21 protein-coding genes and 1 riboswitch are annotated in these 20,265 nt (G+C 74.1%); of the genes, 10 read left to right on the forward strand and 11 right to left on the reverse strand.

All coding sequences use genetic code 11. The features are described from left to right. Positions 1–37: 37 nt before the first annotated feature. Positions 38–1,852 (forward strand): glycoside hydrolase family 15 protein, encoded by a 1,815-nt coding sequence (locus ACIP98_RS08500; protein ID WP_401974468.1) that lies wholly within the window; start codon positions 38–40, stop codon positions 1,850–1,852. Then, entirely contained in the window at positions 1,837–2,598 is a 762-nt protein-coding gene (locus ACIP98_RS08505; protein ID WP_319661261.1) for an SDR family oxidoreductase, read from the forward strand. The genes ACIP98_RS08500 and ACIP98_RS08505 overlap by 16 nt, the downstream gene beginning before the upstream one ends. A gap of 12 nt (positions 2,599–2,610) precedes the next feature. Here ACIP98_RS08505 and ACIP98_RS08510 read toward each other — a convergent pair whose 3' ends face one another. Genes ACIP98_RS08510 through ACIP98_RS08530 form a run of 5 tightly spaced genes read right to left on the reverse strand, consistent with a single transcriptional unit; the run spans position 2,611 to position 4,886 of the window. Continuing rightward, on the reverse strand, positions 2,611–3,189 hold the full coding sequence (locus tag ACIP98_RS08510; protein ID WP_401974470.1) for an alkaline shock response membrane anchor protein AmaP: 579 nt from the start codon (positions 3,187–3,189) through the stop codon (positions 2,611–2,613). Continuing rightward, positions 3,186–3,779 carry a DUF6286 domain-containing protein gene (locus ACIP98_RS08515; protein WP_319661259.1) on the reverse strand — a complete coding sequence of 198 codons (594 nt, stop codon included), beginning with the start codon at positions 3,777–3,779 and terminating at the stop codon, positions 3,186–3,188. Before ACIP98_RS08515 ends, ACIP98_RS08510 begins: the two co-directional genes overlap by 4 nt. Then, positions 3,776–4,165, reverse strand: coding sequence for an Asp23/Gls24 family envelope stress response protein (locus ACIP98_RS08520; RefSeq protein ID WP_401974472.1), 390 nt, complete (start codon positions 4,163–4,165; stop codon positions 3,776–3,778). Before ACIP98_RS08520 ends, ACIP98_RS08515 begins: the two co-directional genes overlap by 4 nt. Positions 4,166–4,174: 9 nt before the next feature. Continuing rightward, positions 4,175–4,357, reverse strand: coding sequence for a hypothetical protein (locus tag ACIP98_RS08525; protein WP_319661257.1), 183 nt, complete (start codon positions 4,355–4,357; stop codon positions 4,175–4,177). A gap of 40 nt (positions 4,358–4,397) precedes the next feature. Beyond that, positions 4,398–4,886, reverse strand: a complete 489-nt coding sequence (locus ACIP98_RS08530) for an Asp23/Gls24 family envelope stress response protein (RefSeq protein WP_319661256.1) — start codon at positions 4,884–4,886, stop codon at positions 4,398–4,400. Positions 4,887–5,041: 155 nt separating this feature from the next. Here ACIP98_RS08530 and ACIP98_RS08535 point away from each other — a divergent pair, with 155 nt between their 5' ends. Further along, the gene (locus ACIP98_RS08535; RefSeq protein ID WP_319661255.1) at positions 5,042–5,752 is read left to right on the forward strand and encodes a hypothetical protein; all 711 of its coding nucleotides are present in this window, start codon (positions 5,042–5,044) and stop codon (positions 5,750–5,752) included. 13 nt (positions 5,753–5,765) lie between these two features. Here ACIP98_RS08535 and ACIP98_RS08540 read toward each other — a convergent pair whose 3' ends face one another. From ACIP98_RS08540 to ACIP98_RS08550, 3 genes are all read right to left on the reverse strand, one after another. After that, positions 5,766–6,557, reverse strand: coding sequence for an enoyl-CoA hydratase/isomerase family protein (locus ACIP98_RS08540; RefSeq protein WP_319661254.1), 792 nt, complete (start codon positions 6,555–6,557; stop codon positions 5,766–5,768). Positions 6,558–6,686: 129 nt separating this feature from the next. Beyond that, positions 6,687–6,908, reverse strand: coding sequence for a helix-turn-helix domain-containing protein (locus ACIP98_RS08545; protein ID WP_319661253.1), 222 nt, complete (start codon positions 6,906–6,908; stop codon positions 6,687–6,689). Between the two features lie 411 nt (positions 6,909–7,319). After that, positions 7,320–8,918, reverse strand: a complete 1,599-nt coding sequence (locus tag ACIP98_RS08550; RefSeq protein ID WP_319661252.1) for an ABC-F family ATP-binding cassette domain-containing protein — start codon at positions 8,916–8,918, stop codon at positions 7,320–7,322. Positions 8,919–9,158: 240 nt separating this feature from the next. On the opposite strand from ACIP98_RS08550, the gene ACIP98_RS08555 reads away from it, so the two are divergent. Together ACIP98_RS08555 and ACIP98_RS08560 are read left to right on the forward strand one after the other, a co-directional pair. Beyond that, positions 9,159–10,049, forward strand: coding sequence for a neutral zinc metallopeptidase (locus tag ACIP98_RS08555; RefSeq protein WP_401974477.1), 891 nt, complete (start codon positions 9,159–9,161; stop codon positions 10,047–10,049). Between the two features lie 207 nt (positions 10,050–10,256). Beyond that, complete coding sequence (locus ACIP98_RS08560) at positions 10,257–10,673, forward strand: VOC family protein (protein ID WP_319661250.1); 417 nt, start codon at positions 10,257–10,259, stop codon at positions 10,671–10,673. 25 nt (positions 10,674–10,698) lie between these two features. Here the strand turns inward: ACIP98_RS08560 and ACIP98_RS08565 are convergent, their stop codons facing one another. The 3 genes from ACIP98_RS08565 to ACIP98_RS08575 all read right to left on the reverse strand — a co-directional run bounded on the left by ACIP98_RS08565 (position 10,699) and on the right by ACIP98_RS08575 (position 14,081). Next, the gene (locus ACIP98_RS08565) at positions 10,699–12,078 is read right to left on the reverse strand and encodes a hypothetical protein (protein WP_319661249.1); all 1,380 of its coding nucleotides are present in this window, start codon (positions 12,076–12,078) and stop codon (positions 10,699–10,701) included. A 125-nt stretch (positions 12,079–12,203) separates the two neighbouring features. Next, a complete protein-coding gene (locus ACIP98_RS08570; RefSeq protein WP_319661248.1) occupies positions 12,204–13,316 on the reverse strand; it encodes an alpha/beta fold hydrolase in 1,113 nt (370 codons plus the stop codon). 57 nt (positions 13,317–13,373) lie between these two features. Then, positions 13,374–14,081 carry a class II aldolase/adducin family protein gene (locus ACIP98_RS08575; RefSeq protein WP_319661247.1) on the reverse strand — a complete coding sequence of 236 codons (708 nt, stop codon included), beginning with the start codon at positions 14,079–14,081 and terminating at the stop codon, positions 13,374–13,376. A gap of 115 nt (positions 14,082–14,196) precedes the next feature. On the opposite strand from ACIP98_RS08575, the gene ACIP98_RS08580 reads away from it, so the two are divergent. From ACIP98_RS08580 to ACIP98_RS08600, 5 genes are all read left to right on the forward strand, one after another. After that, positions 14,197–15,588: an NAD(P)/FAD-dependent oxidoreductase gene (locus tag ACIP98_RS08580; protein WP_401974482.1), complete on the forward strand. Its 1,392-nt coding sequence runs from the start codon at positions 14,197–14,199 to the stop codon at positions 15,586–15,588. Positions 15,589–15,945: 357 nt separating this feature from the next. Beyond that, positions 15,946–17,172: an inorganic phosphate transporter gene (locus tag ACIP98_RS08585; RefSeq protein ID WP_319661245.1), complete on the forward strand. Its 1,227-nt coding sequence runs from the start codon at positions 15,946–15,948 to the stop codon at positions 17,170–17,172. A 41-nt stretch (positions 17,173–17,213) separates the two neighbouring features. Next, entirely contained in the window at positions 17,214–17,429 is a 216-nt protein-coding gene (locus tag ACIP98_RS08590; RefSeq protein ID WP_319661244.1) for a hypothetical protein, read from the forward strand. A 145-nt stretch (positions 17,430–17,574) separates the two neighbouring features. After that, positions 17,575–17,704, forward strand: a riboswitch (cobalamin riboswitch). Between the two features lie 53 nt (positions 17,705–17,757). After that, positions 17,758–18,744 (forward strand): cobalamin biosynthesis protein, encoded by a 987-nt coding sequence (locus tag ACIP98_RS08595; protein WP_401974486.1) that lies wholly within the window; start codon positions 17,758–17,760, stop codon positions 18,742–18,744. Next, positions 18,741–20,252, forward strand: coding sequence for a cobyric acid synthase (locus ACIP98_RS08600; protein WP_319661242.1), 1,512 nt, complete (start codon positions 18,741–18,743; stop codon positions 20,250–20,252). Before ACIP98_RS08595 ends, ACIP98_RS08600 begins: the two co-directional genes overlap by 4 nt. Positions 20,253–20,265 lie beyond the last annotated feature (13 nt).

Here is a 20,265-nt window from a genome sequence, read left to right on the forward strand (position 1 = left end):
GCACCCTCTAAGGGGGGCCGAGCGCGGAGGCGGCACCGTGGCGGGACCCATCGAGAACTACGCGATCATCGGCGACCTGCAGACGGTCGCCCTGGTCGGCGGCAACGGCTCCATCGACTGGCTCTGTCTGCCCCGCTTCGACTCCGGTGCCTGCTTCGCCGCGCTCCTCGGCGGCCATGACAACGGCAACTGGCGTATCGCCCCCGCGTCCGCCCCCTCCGACGAGGCCTGCACGCGGCGCGCCTACCAAGGCGACACCTTGGTGCTCGAAAGCGTCTGGGAGACCCCCTCCGGCACCGTCAAGGTGATCGACTTCATGCCGCAGCGGGACCGTGCGCCCGACGTGATCCGCATCGTCGAGGGCGTCTCCGGCAGCGTCCCCGTGACCAGTGAGCTGCGGCTGCGCTTCGACTACGGGCACGTCGTGCCGTGGATGCGCCGCAGTGAGGGGCACCGGGTCGCCATCGCCGGTCCCGACTCGGTGTGGCTGCGCAGCGAGCCGCTGGTCCGCATGTACGGCAAGGACTTCGCGACCTGCGCGGACTTCACCGTCGCCCAGGGCGAGCGGATCGCCCTCACCCTCACCTGGCACCCCTCGCACGAGCGGCGGCCCCGGGCGATCGACCCCTACGAGGCGCTGCGGCAGAGCGTGCGGGACTGGGAGACCTGGTCGGCCCAGTGCTGTTACGACGGCCCCTGGCGGGACGCCGTGCTGCGCTCGCTGATCACCCTCAAGGCGCTGACGTACGCGCCCAGCGGTGGCATCGTCGCGGCGGCCACGACCTCGCTGCCCGAGGAGATCCGAGGCGTGCGCAACTGGGACTACCGCTTCTGCTGGCTGCGCGACGCGACGCTGACCCTCAACGTGCTGGTCGCCACCGGCTACCTCAAGGAGGCCTACCGCTGGCGCGACTGGCTGCTGCGCGCGGTCGCCGGCGACCCCGCCGACCTGCAGATCATGTACGGGATCGCGGGCGAGCGGCGGCTGCCCGAGCAGGAGCTGGGGTGGCTGGAGGGCTACGAGGCGTCGCTGCCGGTGCGGGTCGGCAACGCCGCCGCGACGCAGTTGCAACTCGACGTCTACGGCGAGGTCCTGGACTCGCTCTACCTCGCCCGCACCCGCGGCATGCGGGACGAGCCGCACGCCTGGGCGGTGCAGCGCTCGCTGATGGACTTCCTGGAGTCGGCGTGGCGCCGGCCCGACGAGGGGCTGTGGGAGGTGCGCGGCGACCGGCAGCACTTCGTGCACTCCAAGGTGATGGCCTGGGTGGCCGCCGACCGTGCGGTCCGCACGGTGGAGGCCCGGCCGCAGTTGTCGGGGAACGTCGCGGCCTGGCGCGCGATGCGCGACGAGGTGCACCGCGAGGTGTGCCGCAAGGGCTTCGACAAGGAGCGCAACACCTTCACGCAGTACTACGGCTCCAGGGAGCTGGACGCGGCGACGCTGCTCATCCCCCAGGTGGGCTTCCTGCCGGTGACCGACCACCGGGTGATCGGCACCGTCGACGCGGTGCGCACTGAGCTGGACCACGGCGGTTTCGTCCGCCGCTACACCCTGGAGGACAGCAGCGTGGACGGGCTGCCCGGCAGTGAGGGCGCCTTCCTGGCCTGCTCGTTCTGGCTCGCCGACGCCCTGCACCGCACGGGCCGGCGCGACGAGGCCCGCGCCCTCTTCGAGCGCCTGCTGGTCCTGCGCAACGACGTGGGGCTGCTCGCGGAGGAATGGGACCCGGTGGAGCAGCGTCAACTGGGCAACTTCCCGCAGGCGTTCAGCCACATCGGGCTCGTCAATACGGCACTCACGCTCGCCGGCAAGGAAGGGGCACGACACCGCTCATGGACCTCGGACTGAAGGATCGGGTGTACATCGTCACCGGCGCGACCCGCGGGCTGGGATTCGCCGCCGCGCGCGAACTGGTCGCGGACGGCGCGAAGGTGGTCGTCAGCGGGCGCGACGAGAAGCCGGTGGCCGGCGCCGTGGCGCAACTGGGCGGCTCCGCGAGCGCGACCGGGGTCGTCGCCGACAACGCCGACCCGCGGGCGCCGGAGCGCCTGGTCGCGGCGGCGCGGCGCGACTTCGGGCGGCTGGACGGAATGCTGATCAGCGTCGGCGGGCCGCCCCCGGGCACCGCGGACGTCGTCGGCGACGACCAGTGGCGCGCGGCCTTCGAGTCGGTCTTCCTGGGCGCGGTGCGGCTGTCGCGCGCGGCCGCGGAGGAACTGGGCGAGGGCGGGGTGATCGGCTTCGTGCTCTCCGGCTCGGTGTACGAGCCGATCCCGGGCCTGGCGATCTCGAACGGGCTGCGCCCGGGTCTGGCGGGCCACGCCAAGGATCTCGCCGGCCAGCTCGGCCCGCGCGGCATCCGTGTCGTCGGACTGGTCCCCGGGTCCATCGACACCGACCGGGCCCGCGAACTCGACGCCCTCACCAGTGACCCCGGCGCCGTCCGCGCCCGCCTGATCGAGCGCATCCCCCTGCGCCGCTACGGCGCCCCCGAGGAGTTCGGCCGCACGGCCGCCTTCCTGCTGTCGCCCGCCGCCTCGTACCTCACGGGGCTGATGGTGCCGGTCGACGGCGGCGTCCGCGCGGAGTACTGAGCCGCGGCGCCGTCAGGTGACCCGGGTGGCGCGGTGGCTGACGGCGCGCAGCCTGGCCTCGGCGGGGAGGACCGGCAGTCCGGCCGAGGTGCGGGCCCGGCGGAGCACGGCACCGTCGAGCTCGTCCAGGATGGTGCCGGGGACGGCGTGCGGGGAGAGGGCGAGGAGCAGCCGCGCCGTCGGGGCGGTGGGGGTCCCGCCGAGCACGGCGGCGACGTGGTCGACGCCCGGCAGCTCGGCGGCGTCCGCGGCGATGACCTCCTCCAGGGCGCGTCCGCGCAGGACCGCCCCGCCCCCGTCGTCGGCGTCGACGGCGAACCGGCGCAGCCGTCGCTCCCGCGGTTGCGCCAGCAGCCACCACAGGGCGGCCGACACGATCAGCGCCAGAGCCGTCAGGACGGCCGGCCACCACCAGGAGGTGTCCGTGTACCGGGTGCGGTCGCCCGTGGCGAGCAGGACGTCGTGAGGCCCCGTCCAGGGCCGGTCCAGCAGACCGGACCCGGCACCCAGCACGGCGGCTCCCGCGAGGAGCAGCACCAGGCCGACGAGGGCGAGCAGGACGCGGTTCACCGTGGAGCGCACCGCGCTCACCCCGTTTCCATGCGGCGTACGTGCAGCGACAGCGCGAGCGGCCGGTACAGCCCCAGCTCGTCCAGGGCCGCGGCGAGGGCCGTCTCCAGGTCGGCCCGCACCTCGGCGGTCTCCCTGAAGGCCACCTCGGCCCGGACCGCGGCCGTCCGGCGGCCGACGGCGACCTGCGCGAAACGTACCCCGGGCACCTCCACCGCGCGGTCCCGCAGCGCGAGTTCGGCCGCGTGGCGGTCGAGTCCTGCCCGGACGCGGGCCGTTCCGGGGCGCATCGGCAGGACGTCGCGCATCCCGGGCGTCGCGGCGAGCACGAGCAGCCACAGCCCGAGCACGACCGCGACGCAGCCCGCGGCCAGGACCCACGGGTCGTCGACGGGGCGGGCGGCGAGGTCGTCCGCGAGCCATGTGCGCCAGGCCATGGCGGACCGTCCGGCGCGGACCGCGGCGACGTCGTACAGCAGCAGGCCGGTGAGCGCCAGCACCACGAACGCGGTGACCGCGGCGGGCACCCGGCGCGGGGACCAGAAGCGCCGCACCCGGGGGGAGGCCTCCACGACCGCCTCGGGCTCGCGCGTGCGCGCGGCGTCGCTCATCGCACCCTCCTCTCCTCGGCGGCGTGCGAGGTCTGCGAGTGCAGCCGTTCCACCTCCACGACCACGCCCTGCACAACGATCCCCGTCAACTCCTCCACGCGTTCCGCGACATGGCGTCGCACCGCACGGCTCACCTCCGCGATGTCGACCGGGTAGCCGAGTTCGACGGACAGCCGCACGTGCATCCGGTCGCGGTGGACGGAGACACTGGCCCGCGGGAACGCGCCGCGCGGCACGTGCTCGGGGCCGGGCGCGCCGGCGAGGGTCTCACGGGCGGCCTGCGCGGCGATCTTCGCCGGGACGCGGTCGGCGATGCGCAGCGAGCCGCGCTCGGCGGGGGCGAGGAGCGGGACGGGGGACGTCCTGGCCGGCTCCACGGTCGTCATCGGGCCGCCTCACCGCCGCCGGTCGCGGGTACGGAAGAACTCCCCGGGCTCCAGGTCGCCGTCGAAGTACCGGCCGACCAGGAACCCGACGGCGCCGAGCGCCGCCACCAGCAGGAAGGCGGCGAAGCCGCCGAAGTACCCGGCGAAGCCGAGCGCCATTCCGACGATCAGTCCGATCAGGGCCATGCTCATGGTCAGCTCCCTGTCCTGCGGCCGTTGTCCGGCGCCGATGTCACTGGACCCGCTGCTCCTGGTCGTCGTCGTCCGTGTCGTCGGGCAGTTTCACGTCCCCGACGGCGATGTTGACCTCGACGACCTCCAGGCCGGTCATCCGCTCGACGGCGACGATCACGTTCTCCCGCACGGCGTGGGCGACGGACACGATGGACACGCCGTAGTCGACGACGATGTCGAGGTCGAGCGCGGCCTGCACCTCGCCGACCTCCGCCCGCACGCCGCGGGTGCCGGACTTCCCGACCGGCACCCGGTCGCGCACCACGCCGAAGCCGCGTGGGATACCGGCCCCGAGGGCGTGCACTCCCTCCACGTCGCGGGCCGCGAGTCCGGCGATCTTCTCCACCACCCCGTCCGCGATCGTGGTCCGGCCGCGGGTCGCCGGGTCACCGAGCGGCGCCCTGCGGCCGGTCGCCGACGTGCCCGGGCTGGTGCCCTTCTCCAGTGTCCGGCCCCTGCCCTCGCCCTGCTGCACGGTCTCGGTCATCCCACCTCGTCCCTTCGCCCTTTCGATGGCGGGAGCGGTTCGGGCTGCTCCGTGCACCACACTATGTGGGCATGCCCCGTCACGCCGTGAGGATGCGGCGACCGGGCGAGGACGGCCGCGCACGGGCGCGCCGTGGGGTGGAGGGAGGCGAGCCGATGACCGCGGACCGGCTGGCACAGGCGGTACGCAGGCAACTCGCGCTCGGCCGGGTCCTGCCGCTGGGGGACGCAGGGGACACGCTGTGGGTCACCGAGAGCGCGGCGACCGGGGTGCTGCGGGCGGCCGCCGCGCGGGTGCCGGGGGTACGGCTCGGGCGGCTGCGCATCGGTGCCGCGGGGCCGGACCAAGCCGCCGCGCCCGTACCGGAGTCGGCGCCCCCGGGCGCGCTGGCCCGGCTGCCGCTGCGGATCGAGGGCGACTTGGAGGCCACGCCCGAACTGCCGCTGCCGGACTCGGCGCTGCGGCTGCGTGACGCGCTGTGGGAGGCCGCGGAACACGGCCTCGGGCTGCAGCCGGCGGCCGTCGACCTCACCGTCACCGGGCTGCTGGACGCCGGCGCGCCCGAACCGCCCGCCCAGGACGGCGTGTCGGAGCCCCCGGCCGCTTCCACCGATGACGGCACTGCACCGAGGTCCACCACGGCGCGGGCGGCGGCCGCGGCGGTGCCGGGGGTCGCCGGGCTCACCGCGCGGCTGGGCGGGCAGGCCCATCCGGCCAGGGTGCAGATCGCGGTCGACGCGGGGCACCGCGCGCGGGACGTCGCCCGCGCGGTCGCGACGGCGGTGACGGCCCTGACGGGGGAGGTCACCACCGTCGTGGTCACCGACATCGCCTGCGGCCGAGGACAGCCGGAGGCACGGACATGACCGGGCCCGGTCGCTACTCCCCGACGCCCGCGAGGTCGCGCAGCCGGCGGCCCTGCGCGGCCCGTTCGGCGGCGCGCTGCTCGTCGTAGGTACGGCCGGAGACCTCACGGAGCAGCGCCTTGGTCTCGATCACGGCGTCGCGAGGCGCGGCCAGCAGGGCCGCGGCGAGGTCGTTGACGGTGGCGTCGAGTGCGTCGGCCGGGACGGCGATGTTGGCCAGGCCGGTGCGCACGGCTTCGTCGGCATGGACGAAGCGGCCGGTGGCGCAGATCTCCAGGGCCCGCGCGTAGCCGACCAGTTCGGTCAGCGGCTTGGTGCCGCCCAGGTCCGGGACGAGGCCCAGGCCGGTCTCGCGCATCGCGAACTGCACGTCGTCGGCGACGACGCGCAGATCGCATGCGAGAGCCAACTGGAAGCCGGCACCGATCGCGTGCCCCTGGACGACGGCGATCGTGACGATGTCATTGCGCCGCCACCAGGTGAACGCCGACTGGTACTCGGCGATCGTGGCATCGAGCTTGCCCTCGGACGCACGGGCGAGATCGATGAACGACGGCTCGCCGTCGAATCCCTCCGGTGTGAAGGCCTGCCGGTCGAGTCCGGCGGAGAAGGACACGCCCTCCGCGCGGAGCACGACCACCCGCACAGTGCCCGGCAGAAGCCGGCTCGCTTCCTCCAGCGCCCGCCACAACGCGGGCGACTGGGCGTTCCGCTTGGCGGGGTTGCACAACGTCACGGTGGCGACACTGTCGTCCGCCGTGAGCCGTACACCATCACGCTCCAGCAGCACTGTGGGGTCAGACATCGGGCACCTCCGAGCGATCCGCAGACTTGATTACCGAAGAGTAACCAACCGGTCGGCCATTTCCGCGACCGGGTGGCCCTGTCATGTCCTCGGACCACTGCATACCGCTGTACCAGGCGCCGACAGCTGTCAGGCCGTGGAAACCTTCTTGCCCCGTGTGGCTCCGCCGCGGCCGCGCAGGGCCACGCCGGACTCACTGAGCATGCGGTGGACGAAGCCATAGGAGCGGCCGGTTTCCTCGGCCAGCGCTCGGATGCTTGCCCCGCCGTCGTACTTCTTCTTGAGGTCTGCCGCGAGCTTCTCGCGCGCGGCGCCGGTCACCCGGCTGCCCTTCTTCAGAGTCTCGGCCACCCGTGCCTCCTCCAGGGAAGTGCGCTCTGTGACTCTCATGATCACCCCTAGGAGACTTCCTGGCCACCCATTCGGCAAGGTCCGTGCAACAACATTGGGACCCGTGTTGACGCGGAAGCCGGGTGCCGCGGGAGGCTAAATCGGGCATTCCGCCGCGCAGCCGGCTCGACCCTTCCGAACCCGCCCGGGAAAGGGCAGGTCACCAAGGTCGGTAAGGAGTTTCCCCATGTGACGCGGCTGATCGACTCCGCCGTTCGACGGATCGCACGTCGGCACGCCGGAGTACGAGCCGGTCTCACACCAATGAAGGATCACCCGTCGGCCGAATGATCCAGGCGATTGATCCACACGGATGATCGGCCGCGCGTCGACGGGCCCCCGGACGGCTCCCCCGGAGCCGCGCCGACGGGGTCAGGCGAGCGACACGAGGTCCACGTAGTCCTTGCCCCACAGGTCCTCGACGCCGTCGGGCAGCAGGATGATCCGCTCCGGCTGGAGCGCCTCCACCGCGCCCTCGTCGTGCGTGACGAGGACGACGGCGCCGGTGAAGGTGCGCAGCGCGCCGAGGATCTCCTCGCGGCTGGCCGGGTCGAGGTTGTTGGTGGGCTCGTCCAGCAGCAGCACATTGGCGCTGGAGACGACGAGCGTGGCGAGCGCGAGACGGGTCTTCTCGCCGCCGGACAGGACGCCCGCGGGCTTGTCGGCGTCGTCGCCGGAGAAGAGGAACGAGCCGAGGATCTTGCGGACGGCGACCAGGTCCATGTCGGGGGCGGCGGAGCGCATGTTCTCCAGCACGGTCCGGTCCGGGTCGAGGGTCTCGTGCTCCTGCGCGTAGTAGCCGAGCTTCAGGCCGTGGCCGGGGACGACCTCGCCCGTGTCGGGCTGCTCCGCGCCCGCCAGCAGCCGCAGCAAGGTGGTCTTGCCGGCGCCGTTGAGGCCGAGGATGACGACCCGGGAGCCCCTGTCGATGGCCAGGTCGACGTCGGTGAAGATCTCCAGCGAGCCGTACGACTTCGACAGGCCGGTCGCCGTGAGCGGCGTCTTGCCGCAGGGCGCGGGGTCCGGGAAGCGCAGCTTGGCGACCTTGTCGGACTGCCGCACCGCCTCCAGCCCGGACAGCAGCTTGTCGGCGCGCCTGGCCATGTTCTGGGCCGCGACGGTCTTCGTCGCCTTGGCGCGCATCTTGTCGGCCTGGGCGTTGAGGGTCGCAGCCTTCTTCTCGGCGTTGGCGCGCTCGCGCTTGCGGCGCTTCTCGTCCGCCTCGCGCTGGGTGAGGTACTGCTTCCAGCCCATGTTGTAGACGTCGATCTGGGAGCGGTTGGCGTCCAGGTAGAAGACCTTGTTGACGACCGTCTCGACCAGATTGATGTCGTGGGAGATGACGACGAAGCCGCCGCGGTAGGTCTTCAGGAAGTCCCGCAGCCACAGGATCGAGTCGGCGTCCAGGTGGTTGGTCGGCTCGTCCAGCAGCAGGGTGTCGGCGTCGGAGAAGAGGATGCGGGCCAGCTCCACACGGCGCCGCTGACCGCCGGAGAGGGTGTGCAGCGGCTGGGCCAGCACCCGGTCCGGCAGGCTCAGGGCGGCGGCAATGGTCGCGGCCTCCGCCTCGGCCGCGTAGCCGCCCTTGGTCAGGAACTCGGTCTCCAGGCGCGCGTACTTCTTCATCGCGTTGTCGCGGGTGGCGCCCTTGCCGCTGGCCATCCGCTCCTCGTTCTCGCGCATCTTGCGCAGGACCGTGTCCAGGCCGCGGGCGGACAGGATGCGGTCGCGGGCGAGGACGTCCAGGTCCCCGGTGCGCGGGTCCTGCGGCAGGTAGCCGACCTCACCGGCGCGGGTGACGCTGCCGGCGGCGGGCATGCCCTCGCCGGCGAGCACCTTGGTGAGGGTGGTCTTGCCGGCGCCGTTGCGGCCGACCAGGCCGACACGGTCGCCGCGGGCGATACGGAAGGAGGCGGACTCGATGAGGACGCGGGCTCCGGCGCGCAGCTCGAGGCCAGTGGCAGTGATCACGGGAAGGGCTCCTGGGCGTGGCGGACGGCTATCGGGAGGGCCGCGCCAGCGCGTCGTGGGTGGTGGGTGGGCGACGTGCGGGCGAAGGGGTCGCGGTCGGCGACGGCCGTCTAATGCGCGTGGAGTACTGCCATGCGTCCAGTCTACCGGGGGCGCCGCGGTGGCCCGGCAAACGGTTTCCGGCCGCCGGGGCCGGAAGGCGCGCCTGCGCAGCACGGCGGCGCGGCGGACAATCGGGGCATGCAGTTCGACGACGACGCGCCGCTCGACACCTCCGAGGTCGAGGACCGGCGAGGCGGCTCGCCCGACGGTGGGCGCGGGCGGATGGTAGGGGGCGGCATCGCGGGGCTGATCGTGGTCGTCGTGGGGCTGATCTTCGGCATCAGCCCGGACCAGCTGGGGCTCTCCGACGACCCGCCGGCCCGCGCGCCGGGGACCGCCACGGGACCCGATCTCGCGGCGGGCTGCCGGACGGGGGCGGACGCCGGCACCCGGCAGGACTGCCGCATGGTCGCCGTGGTCAACAACGTGCAGGACTACTGGAGGGCGGAGTTCCGGCGCCGGGGCGCGGTGTACCGGCCGGCGCCGACGGTCTTCTTCGACCAGCCGGTCCGCACGGGCTGCGGTGTCGCCGACCCCTCGTCGGGGCCCTTCTACTGCCCCGCGGACCGCAAGGTCTACCTGGACCTGGACTTCTTCACCACGCTCAGCCGCCGGTTCGGGGCCGAGGGAGGCCCCTTCGCGGAGAGCTACGTCGTCGCCCACGAGTACGGCCACCACGTGCAGGACCTGGCGGGCACCCTCGGATCGGCGCAGGACCGGCGCACGGGCGCGAGCAGCAACTCGGTGCGGGTGGAGCTGCAGGCGGACTGCTACGCGGGCGTGTGGGCGCACCACGCCACCACCACGCGCGACGAGACGGGCGGCACGTTGATCACGGGGCTGACCGACGCCGACATCCGGCAGGGCCTGGACGCGGCGGCGGCGGTCGGGGACGACGCGATCCAGTCACGGGTGCAGGGGCGGGTCGACCCGGACTCGTGGACGCACGGCTCGTCGGCCCAGCGGCAGCAGTGGTTCGGCACGGGTCTGCGCACGGGGAACATGGACGACTGCGACACCTTCAGCTGAGCCTCCGAGGTCGCTGAGCCGCTGAGGTCGCTGAGCCCCTGAGACCCTGAGCCCCTGCTCCGGACCGCCTCTCCCGACCGTTCCGCCCTGCCCGGCCTGGGGCGACGCGTGCGCGAGGGCCGTTGTCGTACCCCCCTGCCAGACTGAGATCCAGTGAGATCCGCGTCACATCGACGGGAGACGTTTCCGAAGGGGAGAGTGATCACCATGGCAGGCAACGGAGCCGCGCCCACGGTCTGTCCGACGCTGCGGTACAAGGACGCGAGGGCCGCCATCGCCTTCCTCACGGACGCTTTCGGCTTCACGGAGGTCGCCGTGCACGAGGGCGCGGACGGCACCGTGCAGCACGCCGAACTCGCCTACGGCAACGGCCTGGTGATGCTGGGCAGCGAGCGGTCCGGCAGCCCGTTCAGCCGGATCGCCGGGGACCTCGGCGCGGTCTCGGTCTACGTGGTGGTCGACGACACCGACGCCCATCACGCGCGGGCGGTCGCGGCGGGCGCGGAGGTCGTACTGCCGCTCACCGACCAGGACTACGGGTCGCGGGACTACACCGCCCGCGACCCCGAGGGCAACCTCTGGTCCTTCGGCACGTACGTGCCGCGGATACCGGCCCTGGAGTGACCGGGCCGGCGCGGCGCGGCAGGCGTCACTCCCCGCCGGTGTGCACCTGGAAGGCGGCCCGGCGCATCGCCTTGGCGAGCGCGGGATCCGGGTGGGCGGCGGCGAGGGCGACGAGCACCTGCACGGTGCGCGGGTGCCCGGCGACGCGGAGCTCGTCGAGCAGACGGGACACCGAGCCCTGCAGGGCGGCGTCGAGGTGACCCACCAGCAGATGGCTCTCACCGTGGTCGGCGACGGCCGCCGCGGTGTCCACCCACAGCCAGGTGGCCTCCTCGCGGGTGAGCAGGGCGGCGACGTCCTCGGGGTCGGCGCCCTCGTGCTCGGCGAGCCACATCAGGGCGTAGGGGCGCAGCCCCGGCTCGTCGACCACGTGCCGCACGGCGGGCTCGGCGGCGCTGCCGACGACGCGCAGCGCCTCGAAGGCGAGCCCGCGCAGCAGGGCGTCGTCACCGCGGGCCACGTCCAGGAACTCGGCGACGGCCTGGGCGACCGGGCGGGCGGCGAGCCACGCCTTGTACTCGTCGCGGGCCGCGCCCGGGGCCATGCCGATGCACGCCTTGAGCATCTCCTCGGCGGAGTGCTCGAAGTGCCCGGCCGGGCCCTGGGCGGCGACGCAGATCTGCTCCAGCTTGACCCACACCGCCCAGCTGCCCAGCGGCGTGATGGTGACCTCGCCGGGGCGGGCCGGGTCACGCGGCTGCAGGGCGCCGACACGGGCCAGCGCGTCCAGCGTCCAGTCCAGGAGAGGGGGCAGGTCGTCCCGGCCGCCGCCGGCCGGGGGCTCGTGCCGCTCCGCACGCAGCTCGTCGACCCGCTGGCGGAGCAGATCGAGCAGGGCCTCCACGGCGACCGGCCCGGAGGACAGGTGCAGGAGGGAGAGCAACTGGGGAGCGGCCTCGACGACTTCGGCGACAAGAGCGGGGTCTGCGCCGTCGCACGCCGGATCGAGCGCCGCGGGGTGCGCCAGCGACCAGGCGTCGAAGAGCGCGACCCAGCCGCGCAATACGGCGGTGTCGTCGCGGTCCCAGGCGCGCAGCCGCCAACCGGGGCGCGCGGCACCGCCCTTGTGGAGTTCGATGAGACCGGCCAGCCGGGCCCGGTCCCACGCGGAGCGGACCTGGTGGTCCGTCAGGGTCAGCGCGGCGACGGCTCGCCGGACGTCGGCGTCCCTCAGTATCCCGGCCGTGCCGGGGGCGGCACCGACCGCGGGATCGGCCCAGTGGGCCAGGCGGACCGCGTCCGCGAGTTCGGTACGGGCTCTCCTGGCCAGCTCCGGCAGTGCCGGGATGCCCTCCGGCGGCCTCGGCGGGCGGTTTCGGCGCGTCGCGGCGACACGGCGCGCGGCGGCCAGGGGCCTGCGCGGAACGAGACGCAGCGGAGTGTCTCGCGGGATACGGGACGTCACGGGAGCAGTCTTGCGGGTGAGCACCCGGAAACCCAAACGAGCGTCCCCCTCCGCGACCCGGGGTCGTACGGTTTGCCAGTGGATATACCCATTTATTCACTCTCGCACGAGAGAAAACGGGGAGGCTACAGGAGGGGGGTCAGGAAGCGCCGGACGGCCTCCTCGTAGGGTTGCGGGTTTGCGTTCCACATCGCCGCGTGCGAGGCGTCGTCCACCGGGTGCAGCATGACCAGATCCGGCCGGAGGCGGGCGAGTTCGCGGGACGGGCCCCAGGGCGCGAGGGTGTCGCCGGGTCCGTGGAAGATCAGCGTCGGCACGGTGAACCGGCCGGGCGCGGCGGCCTCGGCGATGCGTTCCGCGTGCAGGCCGGTACGGCCCTCCGCGGCGCGCACGCCGAGCGGCAGCAGGGCGCGCGGCGTGCCCCGGGCGGCCGCGGCGGCGCGGACCGTGCACTGCCAGTTCAGCACCGGGGAGTCCAGCACCATGCCGGCGACCAGGGCCCGCAGCGGGGAGTCGCACGCCGCCCGGAGCGCCATGGTGGCGCCGGCGGACCAGCCGTACAGCACCAGGCGGCGCGCGCCGTGCCGGACCGCGTAGCGCATGGCCGCGTCCAGGTCCCGCCATTCGGAGTCGCCCAGGTGCCCGATGCCGTCCGGGGACCGCGGGGCCCCCTGGTCGTTGCGGTAGGCGAGGACCAGCGCGGGCAGCCGCAGCGCGTGCAGGGTGGGCAGCACCACCATGGCGTGCTCGCGGGTGGTGCCGAGACCGTGCGCGAGGACCACCCAGGTGTCGCGGGCGCCGTCGACGAACCACCCGGGCATCCGCCCGAGTTCGCCGGGGATCTCGACGTCCCGGTACGCCAGGCCGAGCGCCGAGGCGGGGTCGCCGTCGTAGACCTGCGGGGTGAGCCGGACCCGCTGCCCGGCGGCCAGGGCGCCCCGGCCGACGCGCAGCAGCCGCCGGGTCACCGAGTCGGGAGCGGTGGACAGCACGTCGCCGACGGTGGCGTGCACGCCGGAGCCGGTGATGCCGTGAATCCCGCGCCGGCCGGCGCCGAGGGTCCTGGTGAGGGTGACCTCATCGCCGGTCGCCGAGTGCACCGTCAACGACTCGGGGTCGGGGCCGTCGGTGCGCGGCTTGAGGGCAAGCTCCGACACGTGCCGCCCGGCCGCCACCGCGGCCGCACCGGCACCGAACGCTGTCGTGGCGGCCAGGGCCGCGGCGGTCGTGAGGCGCATCCGTTCCAGTGTCGGTGCGGGCGTGCGGGGCGGCCAGTGCTGGGCGCCGTCCGGGGGCTACCGCGGGCCGTCCTCGGCGCCGTCCAAGGCGCCGGGCAGGTCGTCCTCGGTACCGGGCTGCCCGTACTGCCGCAGTTTCTCGGCGACCCTGGCGAGTTCGATCTTCGACAGCAGGGACGGCGAGAAACCCGCGACGGAGCGGGCGGCGAGCCAGACCTGGCACATCCACTCCAGTTGGGCGGTGCGGTCGTAGGCCTGCTCCAGGTCGTCGCCGTAGACGATGGTGCCGTGGTTGCGCAGCAGGCAGCCGGTGCGGTCGCGCAGCGCGCGCAGCACGTTGGCGGCCAGTTCCTCGCTGCCGTAGGTGGCGTAGTCGGCGACGCGGATGCGCCCGCCGAGCGCGGCGGCCATGTAGTGGATGGCGGGCAGTTCGTACAGCAGCGTGGAGACGGCGGTGGCGTGCACGGCGTGGGTGTGGACGACGGCGCCGGCGTCGGTGTTCCGGTAGATCGCCAGGTGCATGGAGAGTTCACTGGTCGGCCGGAGCGTGCCGAGCACCTGCCGGCCCGTGAGGTCCACGCCGACCGTGTCGTCGGGGCCGAGCCGGTGGTAGGGCACACCACTGGGGGTGACGAGGACGAGGTCGCCGCCCGCCCGGACCGAGACATTGCCGGACGTACCGACCACCAGTCCGTCGGCGACAGAGCGCTGGGCCGTGTCCACGAGCTCCGACCAGGCCTTGCCCACCGTGTCCCGCACCGACATCCGTGCCACCTCCGGGCGCTGATCCTGACAGGTTGGGCGTTGCCGCACACTCCCGGGGCACAGTAGCGTCCCGGCACACCGCAGACCGATCAGCCTGACGAATTGCAGGGGCACCATGACCACCGTCAACGGCGGCATCTCCTTCTGGTACGCGAAGTCCGGCCTCCCCGTGCCGCGCGAGCCGCTGCCCGGCGACACGACGGCCGACGTGTGCATCGTCGGCGGCGGCTACACCGGCCTGTGGACCGCGTACTACCTGAAGAAGGCCGTGCCGTTCCTGCGGATCGTCGTCCTGGAGCAGCGTTTCTGCGGCTACGGCGCCTCCGGCCGCAACGGCGGCTGGCTCTACAACGGCATCGCCGGCCGCGACCGCTACGCCGCCCTGCACGGCCGGGACTCCGCGATCGCACTGCAGCGGGCGATGAACGAGACGGTCGACGAGGTGATCCGGGTCGCGGCGGAGGAGGGCATCGACGCGGACGTCCACAAGGGCGGCGTCCTGGAGGTCGCCCACTCCCCCGCCCAACTCGCCCGCCTGCGCGCCTTCCACGAGGCGGAGGTCGCCTTCGGCGAGAAGGACCGGCTGCTGCTGGGCGCCGCCGAGTCCGCCCGGCGGGTGCGCGTCGCGGGCACGGCGGGCGGCACGTGGACGCCGCACGGCGCCCGCGTCCACCCGGCGAAGCTGGTCCAGGGTCTGGCGCGGGCGGTGGAGGCACTCGGCGTGGTGATCCACGAGTCGACGCCGGTGACGGAGATCAGGCCCAAGCACGCGCTGACGCCGTACGGAAGCGTGCGCGCCCCCTACGTGCTGCGCTGCACGGAGGGCTTCACGGCGGCGATCAAGGGCCACAAGCGGTCCTGGCTGCCGATGAACTCCTCGATGGTGGTGACCGAGCCGCTGCCCGCCGAGGTGTGGGACACCATCGGCTGGGAGGGCCGCGAGACCCTGGGCGACATGGCGCACGCCTACATGTACGCGCAGCGCACGGCCGACGACCGGATCGCCCTCGGCGGCCGCGGGGTGCCGTACCGCTTCGGCTCGCGCACCGACAACGACGGGCGCACCCGGCCGGAGACGGTCGAGGCGCTGCGGGCGATCCTGGTGCGCTTCTTCCCGGCCGCGGGGCGGGTCGCCATCGAGCACGCGTGGTCGGGCGTGCTGGGCGTGCCGCGCGACTGGTGCGCGACGGTGGAACTGGACCGCTCCACGGGGCTCGGCTGGGCGGGCGGCTACGTCGGCAGCGGCGTGGCCACGGCCAACCTGGCCGCGCGCACCCTGCGGGACCTGGTGCAGCTCGACTCGGGTCAGGGGCACGGCACGGAGCTGACGGCCCTTCCCTGGGTGCACCACCGGGTCCGCCGCTGGGAGCCCGAACCCTTCCGCTGGATCGGCGTGCACGGCCTCTACGCGGCCTACCGCGCCGCCGACCGCCGCGAACAGTCCGGCCGCAGCGCCAAGACGGACCCCCTGGCCCGAGCGGCCGACCGGATCTCCGGGCGCCATTAGGCCCCGTCACCACGTCCCCTCCCCGGCTCCGCCGGGAGGTGCCCGCAGCCCGCGGCGCTCCACCGGCCCCGGCCCCCGCCCCGGGGGAGTTGCCGGACCGTCCGGGTGGCCCGGTCACGAGAACGGCCGACGACCCTCCGCCGCCGGGGCCCCGAACGGGGTCCCGGCGGGGTGAGAAGCGTCTCCCCGGGACGGCTCCGGCGGACCCGGCCACGGCCCCGGAAGGCCGCGTTCCGGGGCAGCGCACAGGACCCCCGGAGCCACAGCACTCCACAGATCCCCACCGTTCACTTTCCGTTCACTCAGACTCCGTACGGTCGCCACCGCCGCTGTCCGATCGAACGAATGCCTGGATACATGGAACACATCACGCTCCTGATCGGAATCGTGATTATCACCGCGCTCGTGTTCGACTTCACGAACGGTTTCCACGACACCGCCAACGCGATGGCCACCACCATCTCCACCGGCGCCCTGGGTCCCCGGACAGCGGTGGCGATGTCCGCCGTACTGAACCTCGTCGGAGCGTTCCTCTCGGTGGAGGTCGCCAAGACGATCTCCGGGGGAATCCTCGACGAGACCGCGGGGATCAGACCCGAAGTCATCTTCGCCGGGCTGGTCGGCGCCATCGTCTGGAACCTGCTGACCTGGCTGGCCGGGCTCCCCTCGAGTTCCTCGCACGCCCTGTTCGGCGGGCTGATCGGCGCCTCCGTCGCGTCCGCCGGGTTCGGCGCGGTCAACGGCGACGCGGTCGTCATGAAGGTGCTCGTCCCGGCCGTCTGCGCCCCGGTCGTCGCCGGGGTGGCCTCGCTGCTGGCGACCCGCCTGACCTACCGCATCAGCCGCGGCAGCGACCCGGCCGCCACCGCCAGGGGCTACCGGGCCGGCCAGATCGCCTCGGCGGGCCTGGTCTCCCTCGCGCACGGCACGAACGACGCGCAGAAGACGATGGGTGTCATCACGCTCGCCCTCATCGCCGGCAACGTCGTCGCCCCCGACTCCGACCCGCCGCTGTGGGTCATCGTCTCGGCGGGCCTGGCCATCGCGCTGGGCACGTTCATCGGCGGCTGGCGGATCATCCGCACCATGGGCAAGGGCATCACCGACATCCAGCCGCCGCAGGGCTTCGCCGCCCAGACCGGCGCCGCGGCCGTCATCCTGGCCTCCTCGCACCTCGGCTTCTCGCTGTCCACCACGCAGGTCTGCTCCGGTTCCGTCATGGGCGCCGGTGTGGGCCGCAAGGGCGGCGTCGTCCGCTGGAGCACCGCGGGCCGCATGGCCGCCGCCTGGGCGCTGACGCTGCCGGCCGCCGGCCTGGTCGCGGCGGGCGCCGCGCTCCTGGCCGACCAGGGCGACCTCGGCGTCACCGCGGTCGCCGTGCTGGCGCTCGCCGTGTGCGGCGCGATCTGGGTGGCCGCGCGCCGCAAGCCGGTCGACCACACCAACGTCAACGACGACCGCGCGGACGCCGGGGAACCGGGCATCGTCACCGCGGCCATCGCGGCCGTGACGCCGCCGCCCGCGGGCCCCCTCGGCCCCGTCGCCCCGCCCGCCGACACCGACCCCGCCAAGGCCACCGCCTGACGGCGGGCACCGCCCCACCGGTCCCGGAAGGACACAGCAGCATGCACATCGACTGGGCTGCCCTCGGCTCCGTCTTCGGCGTCAGCCTCGCCGCCACCGTGGGCCTCGTGGGCCTCTTCACCCTCGGCGTCGTCGGCCTGTCCCGGCCGGCCACGACCGGCGCCGGCCAGGGCGCCGTGGTGCGCACGGGCGCGTACGCGTGCTTCGCGCTGTGCGCGGCGGCCGTGGCGTACGGGATCTTCCTCATCGTCGCCTGACCTCCCGCCCCGCGGCGCGAACTCGGCCCCGGCTCCCGGCCCTTCCGGTTGTGAGCTGGGGTTTCCGCGTTTCCGGGCCGCTACGGGGTGAGTTGACGGGCCGGATCGGCGCGTGGTGGTATCGGAACCGCCACACGGCGGCAGGAGAGGAAGTCCGGTGCGAATCCGGCGCGGTCCCGCCACTGTCACCGGGGAGCGCGCCTCCACCAGCGGCCACGGCCCGTACCACGGGCTGGAAGGCCGGGGGTGCCGCCGATCCGGGAGCCAGGAGACTCTCACCGCCGGTCACGTCGAGCCAGGGCGCGGACCCTGAGTGAGGACACCAGCGATGGGCGGCAGCCGCCGTACACCCGACGCCGGCTCTGCCGCGCCGTCGGTCTTCGCCGCCGGGGCGGTCCTCGGCTGGCTGGCCGACCTCGCGCTCGCCGACCCACGACGCGGACATCCCGTCGCCGCCTTCGGGCGCGCGGCAGGCGCACTGGAGCGCGTGCTGTGGCACGACCACCGCGGACGGGGCGCCCTGTACACCGCGTTGTGCGCCGGGGGCGCCGCGGCGGTCGCCGCTGGGACCGCGCGCGCCGTACGCCGTTCCCCCGCCGCGTCCCTGGCCCTGACCGCGGCCGCGACATGGGCGGTGCTGGGCGGTACGTCGCTGGCGCGCGAGGCGCGGACGATCGGCGCCGCCCTTGCCGCCGGGGACACCGCGGCGGCCCGGGCCCGGCTGCCCCACCTGTGCGGGCGGGATCCGCAGGCCCTGGACGAGCGGCAGTTGGCCCGGGCGGTCGTCGAGTCGGTCGCCGAGAACACCTCCGACGCCGTCGTGGGCGCCCTGGTGTGGGGCGCTCTGGGCGGTGTGCCGGGACTCGTGGGCTTCCGCGCGGTCAACACCCTGGACGCGATGGTCGGTCACAAGTCCCCGCGCTTCCGCCGGTTCGGCTGGGCGTCGGCCCGGCTGGACGACGTCGCCGGCTTCCCCGGCGCCCGGCTGACCGCCGCGCTCACCGTGCTGGCGGGCCCCGACCGGCGGGGCGCCTGGCGCGCCTGGCGCGCGGACGGCGGCCGGCACCCCAGCCCGAACGCCGGTCCCGTGGAGGCCTCGTTCGCCGGGGCGCTGGGCGTACGGCTCGGGGGGACGCTGGCGTACGGGGGCCGGATCGAGCACCGGCCGGTGCTCGGCGCCGGAAACCGGGCGGTGGAGGTGGCGGACATCGAGCGCGCGGTGCGGTTGTCGCGGCGCGTGAGCCTGCTGGCCCTGGCGGTCACGGCCGGCGGCCGGCCTGCCTGGCGCCGGCTCACCCGGAGGGGGAACGCATGAGCGGCGGCGCGCTGTTGGTCGCGGGCACCACGTCGGACGCCGGGAAGAGCGTGGTCACCGCCGGCATCTGCCGCTGGCTGGCCCGGCAGGGGGTGTCGGTGGCCCCGTTCAAGGCGCAGAACATGTCGCTGAACTCGTACGTCACGCGCGAGGGCGCCGAGATCGGCCGCGCGCAGGCCATGCAGGCGCAGGCCGCGCGCGTGGAGCCGTCCGCGCTGATGAACCCCGTGCTGCTCAAACCGGGCGGCGACCGCACGAGCCAGGTCGTCCTGATGGGCCGCCCGGTGGGCGAGATGAGCGCGCGCGGCTACCACAACGGGCGCCGCTCGGAACTGCTGGAGACCGTCACCGCCTGCCTGGAGGAGCTGCGCTCCCGGCACGACGCGGTCATCTGCGAGGGCGCGGGCAGCCCGGCCGAGATCAACCTGCGGCACGGCGACATCGTCAACATGGGCCTGGCCAGGGCCGCGCGGCTGCCCGTGGTCGTCGTCGGCGACATCGACCGGGGCGGGGTCTTCGCGTCCTTCTTCGGCACGACCGCGCTGCTGAGCCGCGAGGACCAGGAGCTGGTCTGCGGCTATCTCGTCAACAAGTTCCGCGGCGACGTCTCGCTGCTGGAACCCGGGCTGGAGATGCTGCGCGGGCTGACCGGGCGCCGCTTCTACGGTGTCCTGCCGTACCGGCACGGGCTGGGCATCGACGAGGAGGACGGGCTGCGGGTGTCCCTGCGCGGCACCGTGCGGGAGTCGAACACCGCGCCGCCGCACGGCGAGGACGTGCTCCGGGTCGCCGTGGCGGCGGTCCCCCTGATGTCCAACTTCACCGACGTCGACGCCCTGGCGGCCGAACCGGGTGTGATCGTGCGCTTCGCCGACCGGCCCGAGGAGCTCGCGGACGCCGACCTCGTCGTCCTGCCCGGCACCCGGGGCACCGTCAAGGCGCTGGAATGGCTGCGCCGGCGCGGGCTCGCCGACGCGATCGTGCGGCGCGCGGCGGAGGGCCGACCGGTCCTCGGGATCTGCGGTGGTTTCCAGATGCTGGCCGAGTCCATCGACGATCCCGTCGAGTCGCGGGCCGGTCTCGTGCCGGGCCTCGGCCTCCTGCCGGTCCGGGTGCGCTTCGCGCCCGGCAAGACCCTGGCCCGGCCGTCCGGCAAGGCCTACGGCGAGACCGTCGAAGGGTACGAGATCCACCACGGCGTCGCCGACGTCCGCGGTGGCGACGAACCGTTCCTCGACGGCTGCCGCACCGGTTCCGTCTGGGGCACCCACTGGCACGGCTCCCTGGAGAGCGACGGCTTCCGCCGCGCCTTCCTGCGCCGTGTCGCCGAGGCCTCCGGACGCCGTTTCGTCCCGGCGCCGGACACGGCCTTCGCGGCGCTGCGCGAGGAGCAGCTCGACCGTCTCGGCGACCTCGTCGAGGAGCACGCCGACACCGGCGCCCTGCTCCGTCTCATCGAGTCCGGGCCCCCGCCCGGTCTTCCCTTCGTCCCGCCGGGCGCGCCGTGAACCGCCCGCCTCG

Source organism: Streptomyces sp. NPDC088354 (assembly GCF_044753585.1).
Taxonomy (GTDB): domain Bacteria; phylum Actinomycetota; class Actinomycetes; order Streptomycetales; family Streptomycetaceae; genus Actinacidiphila.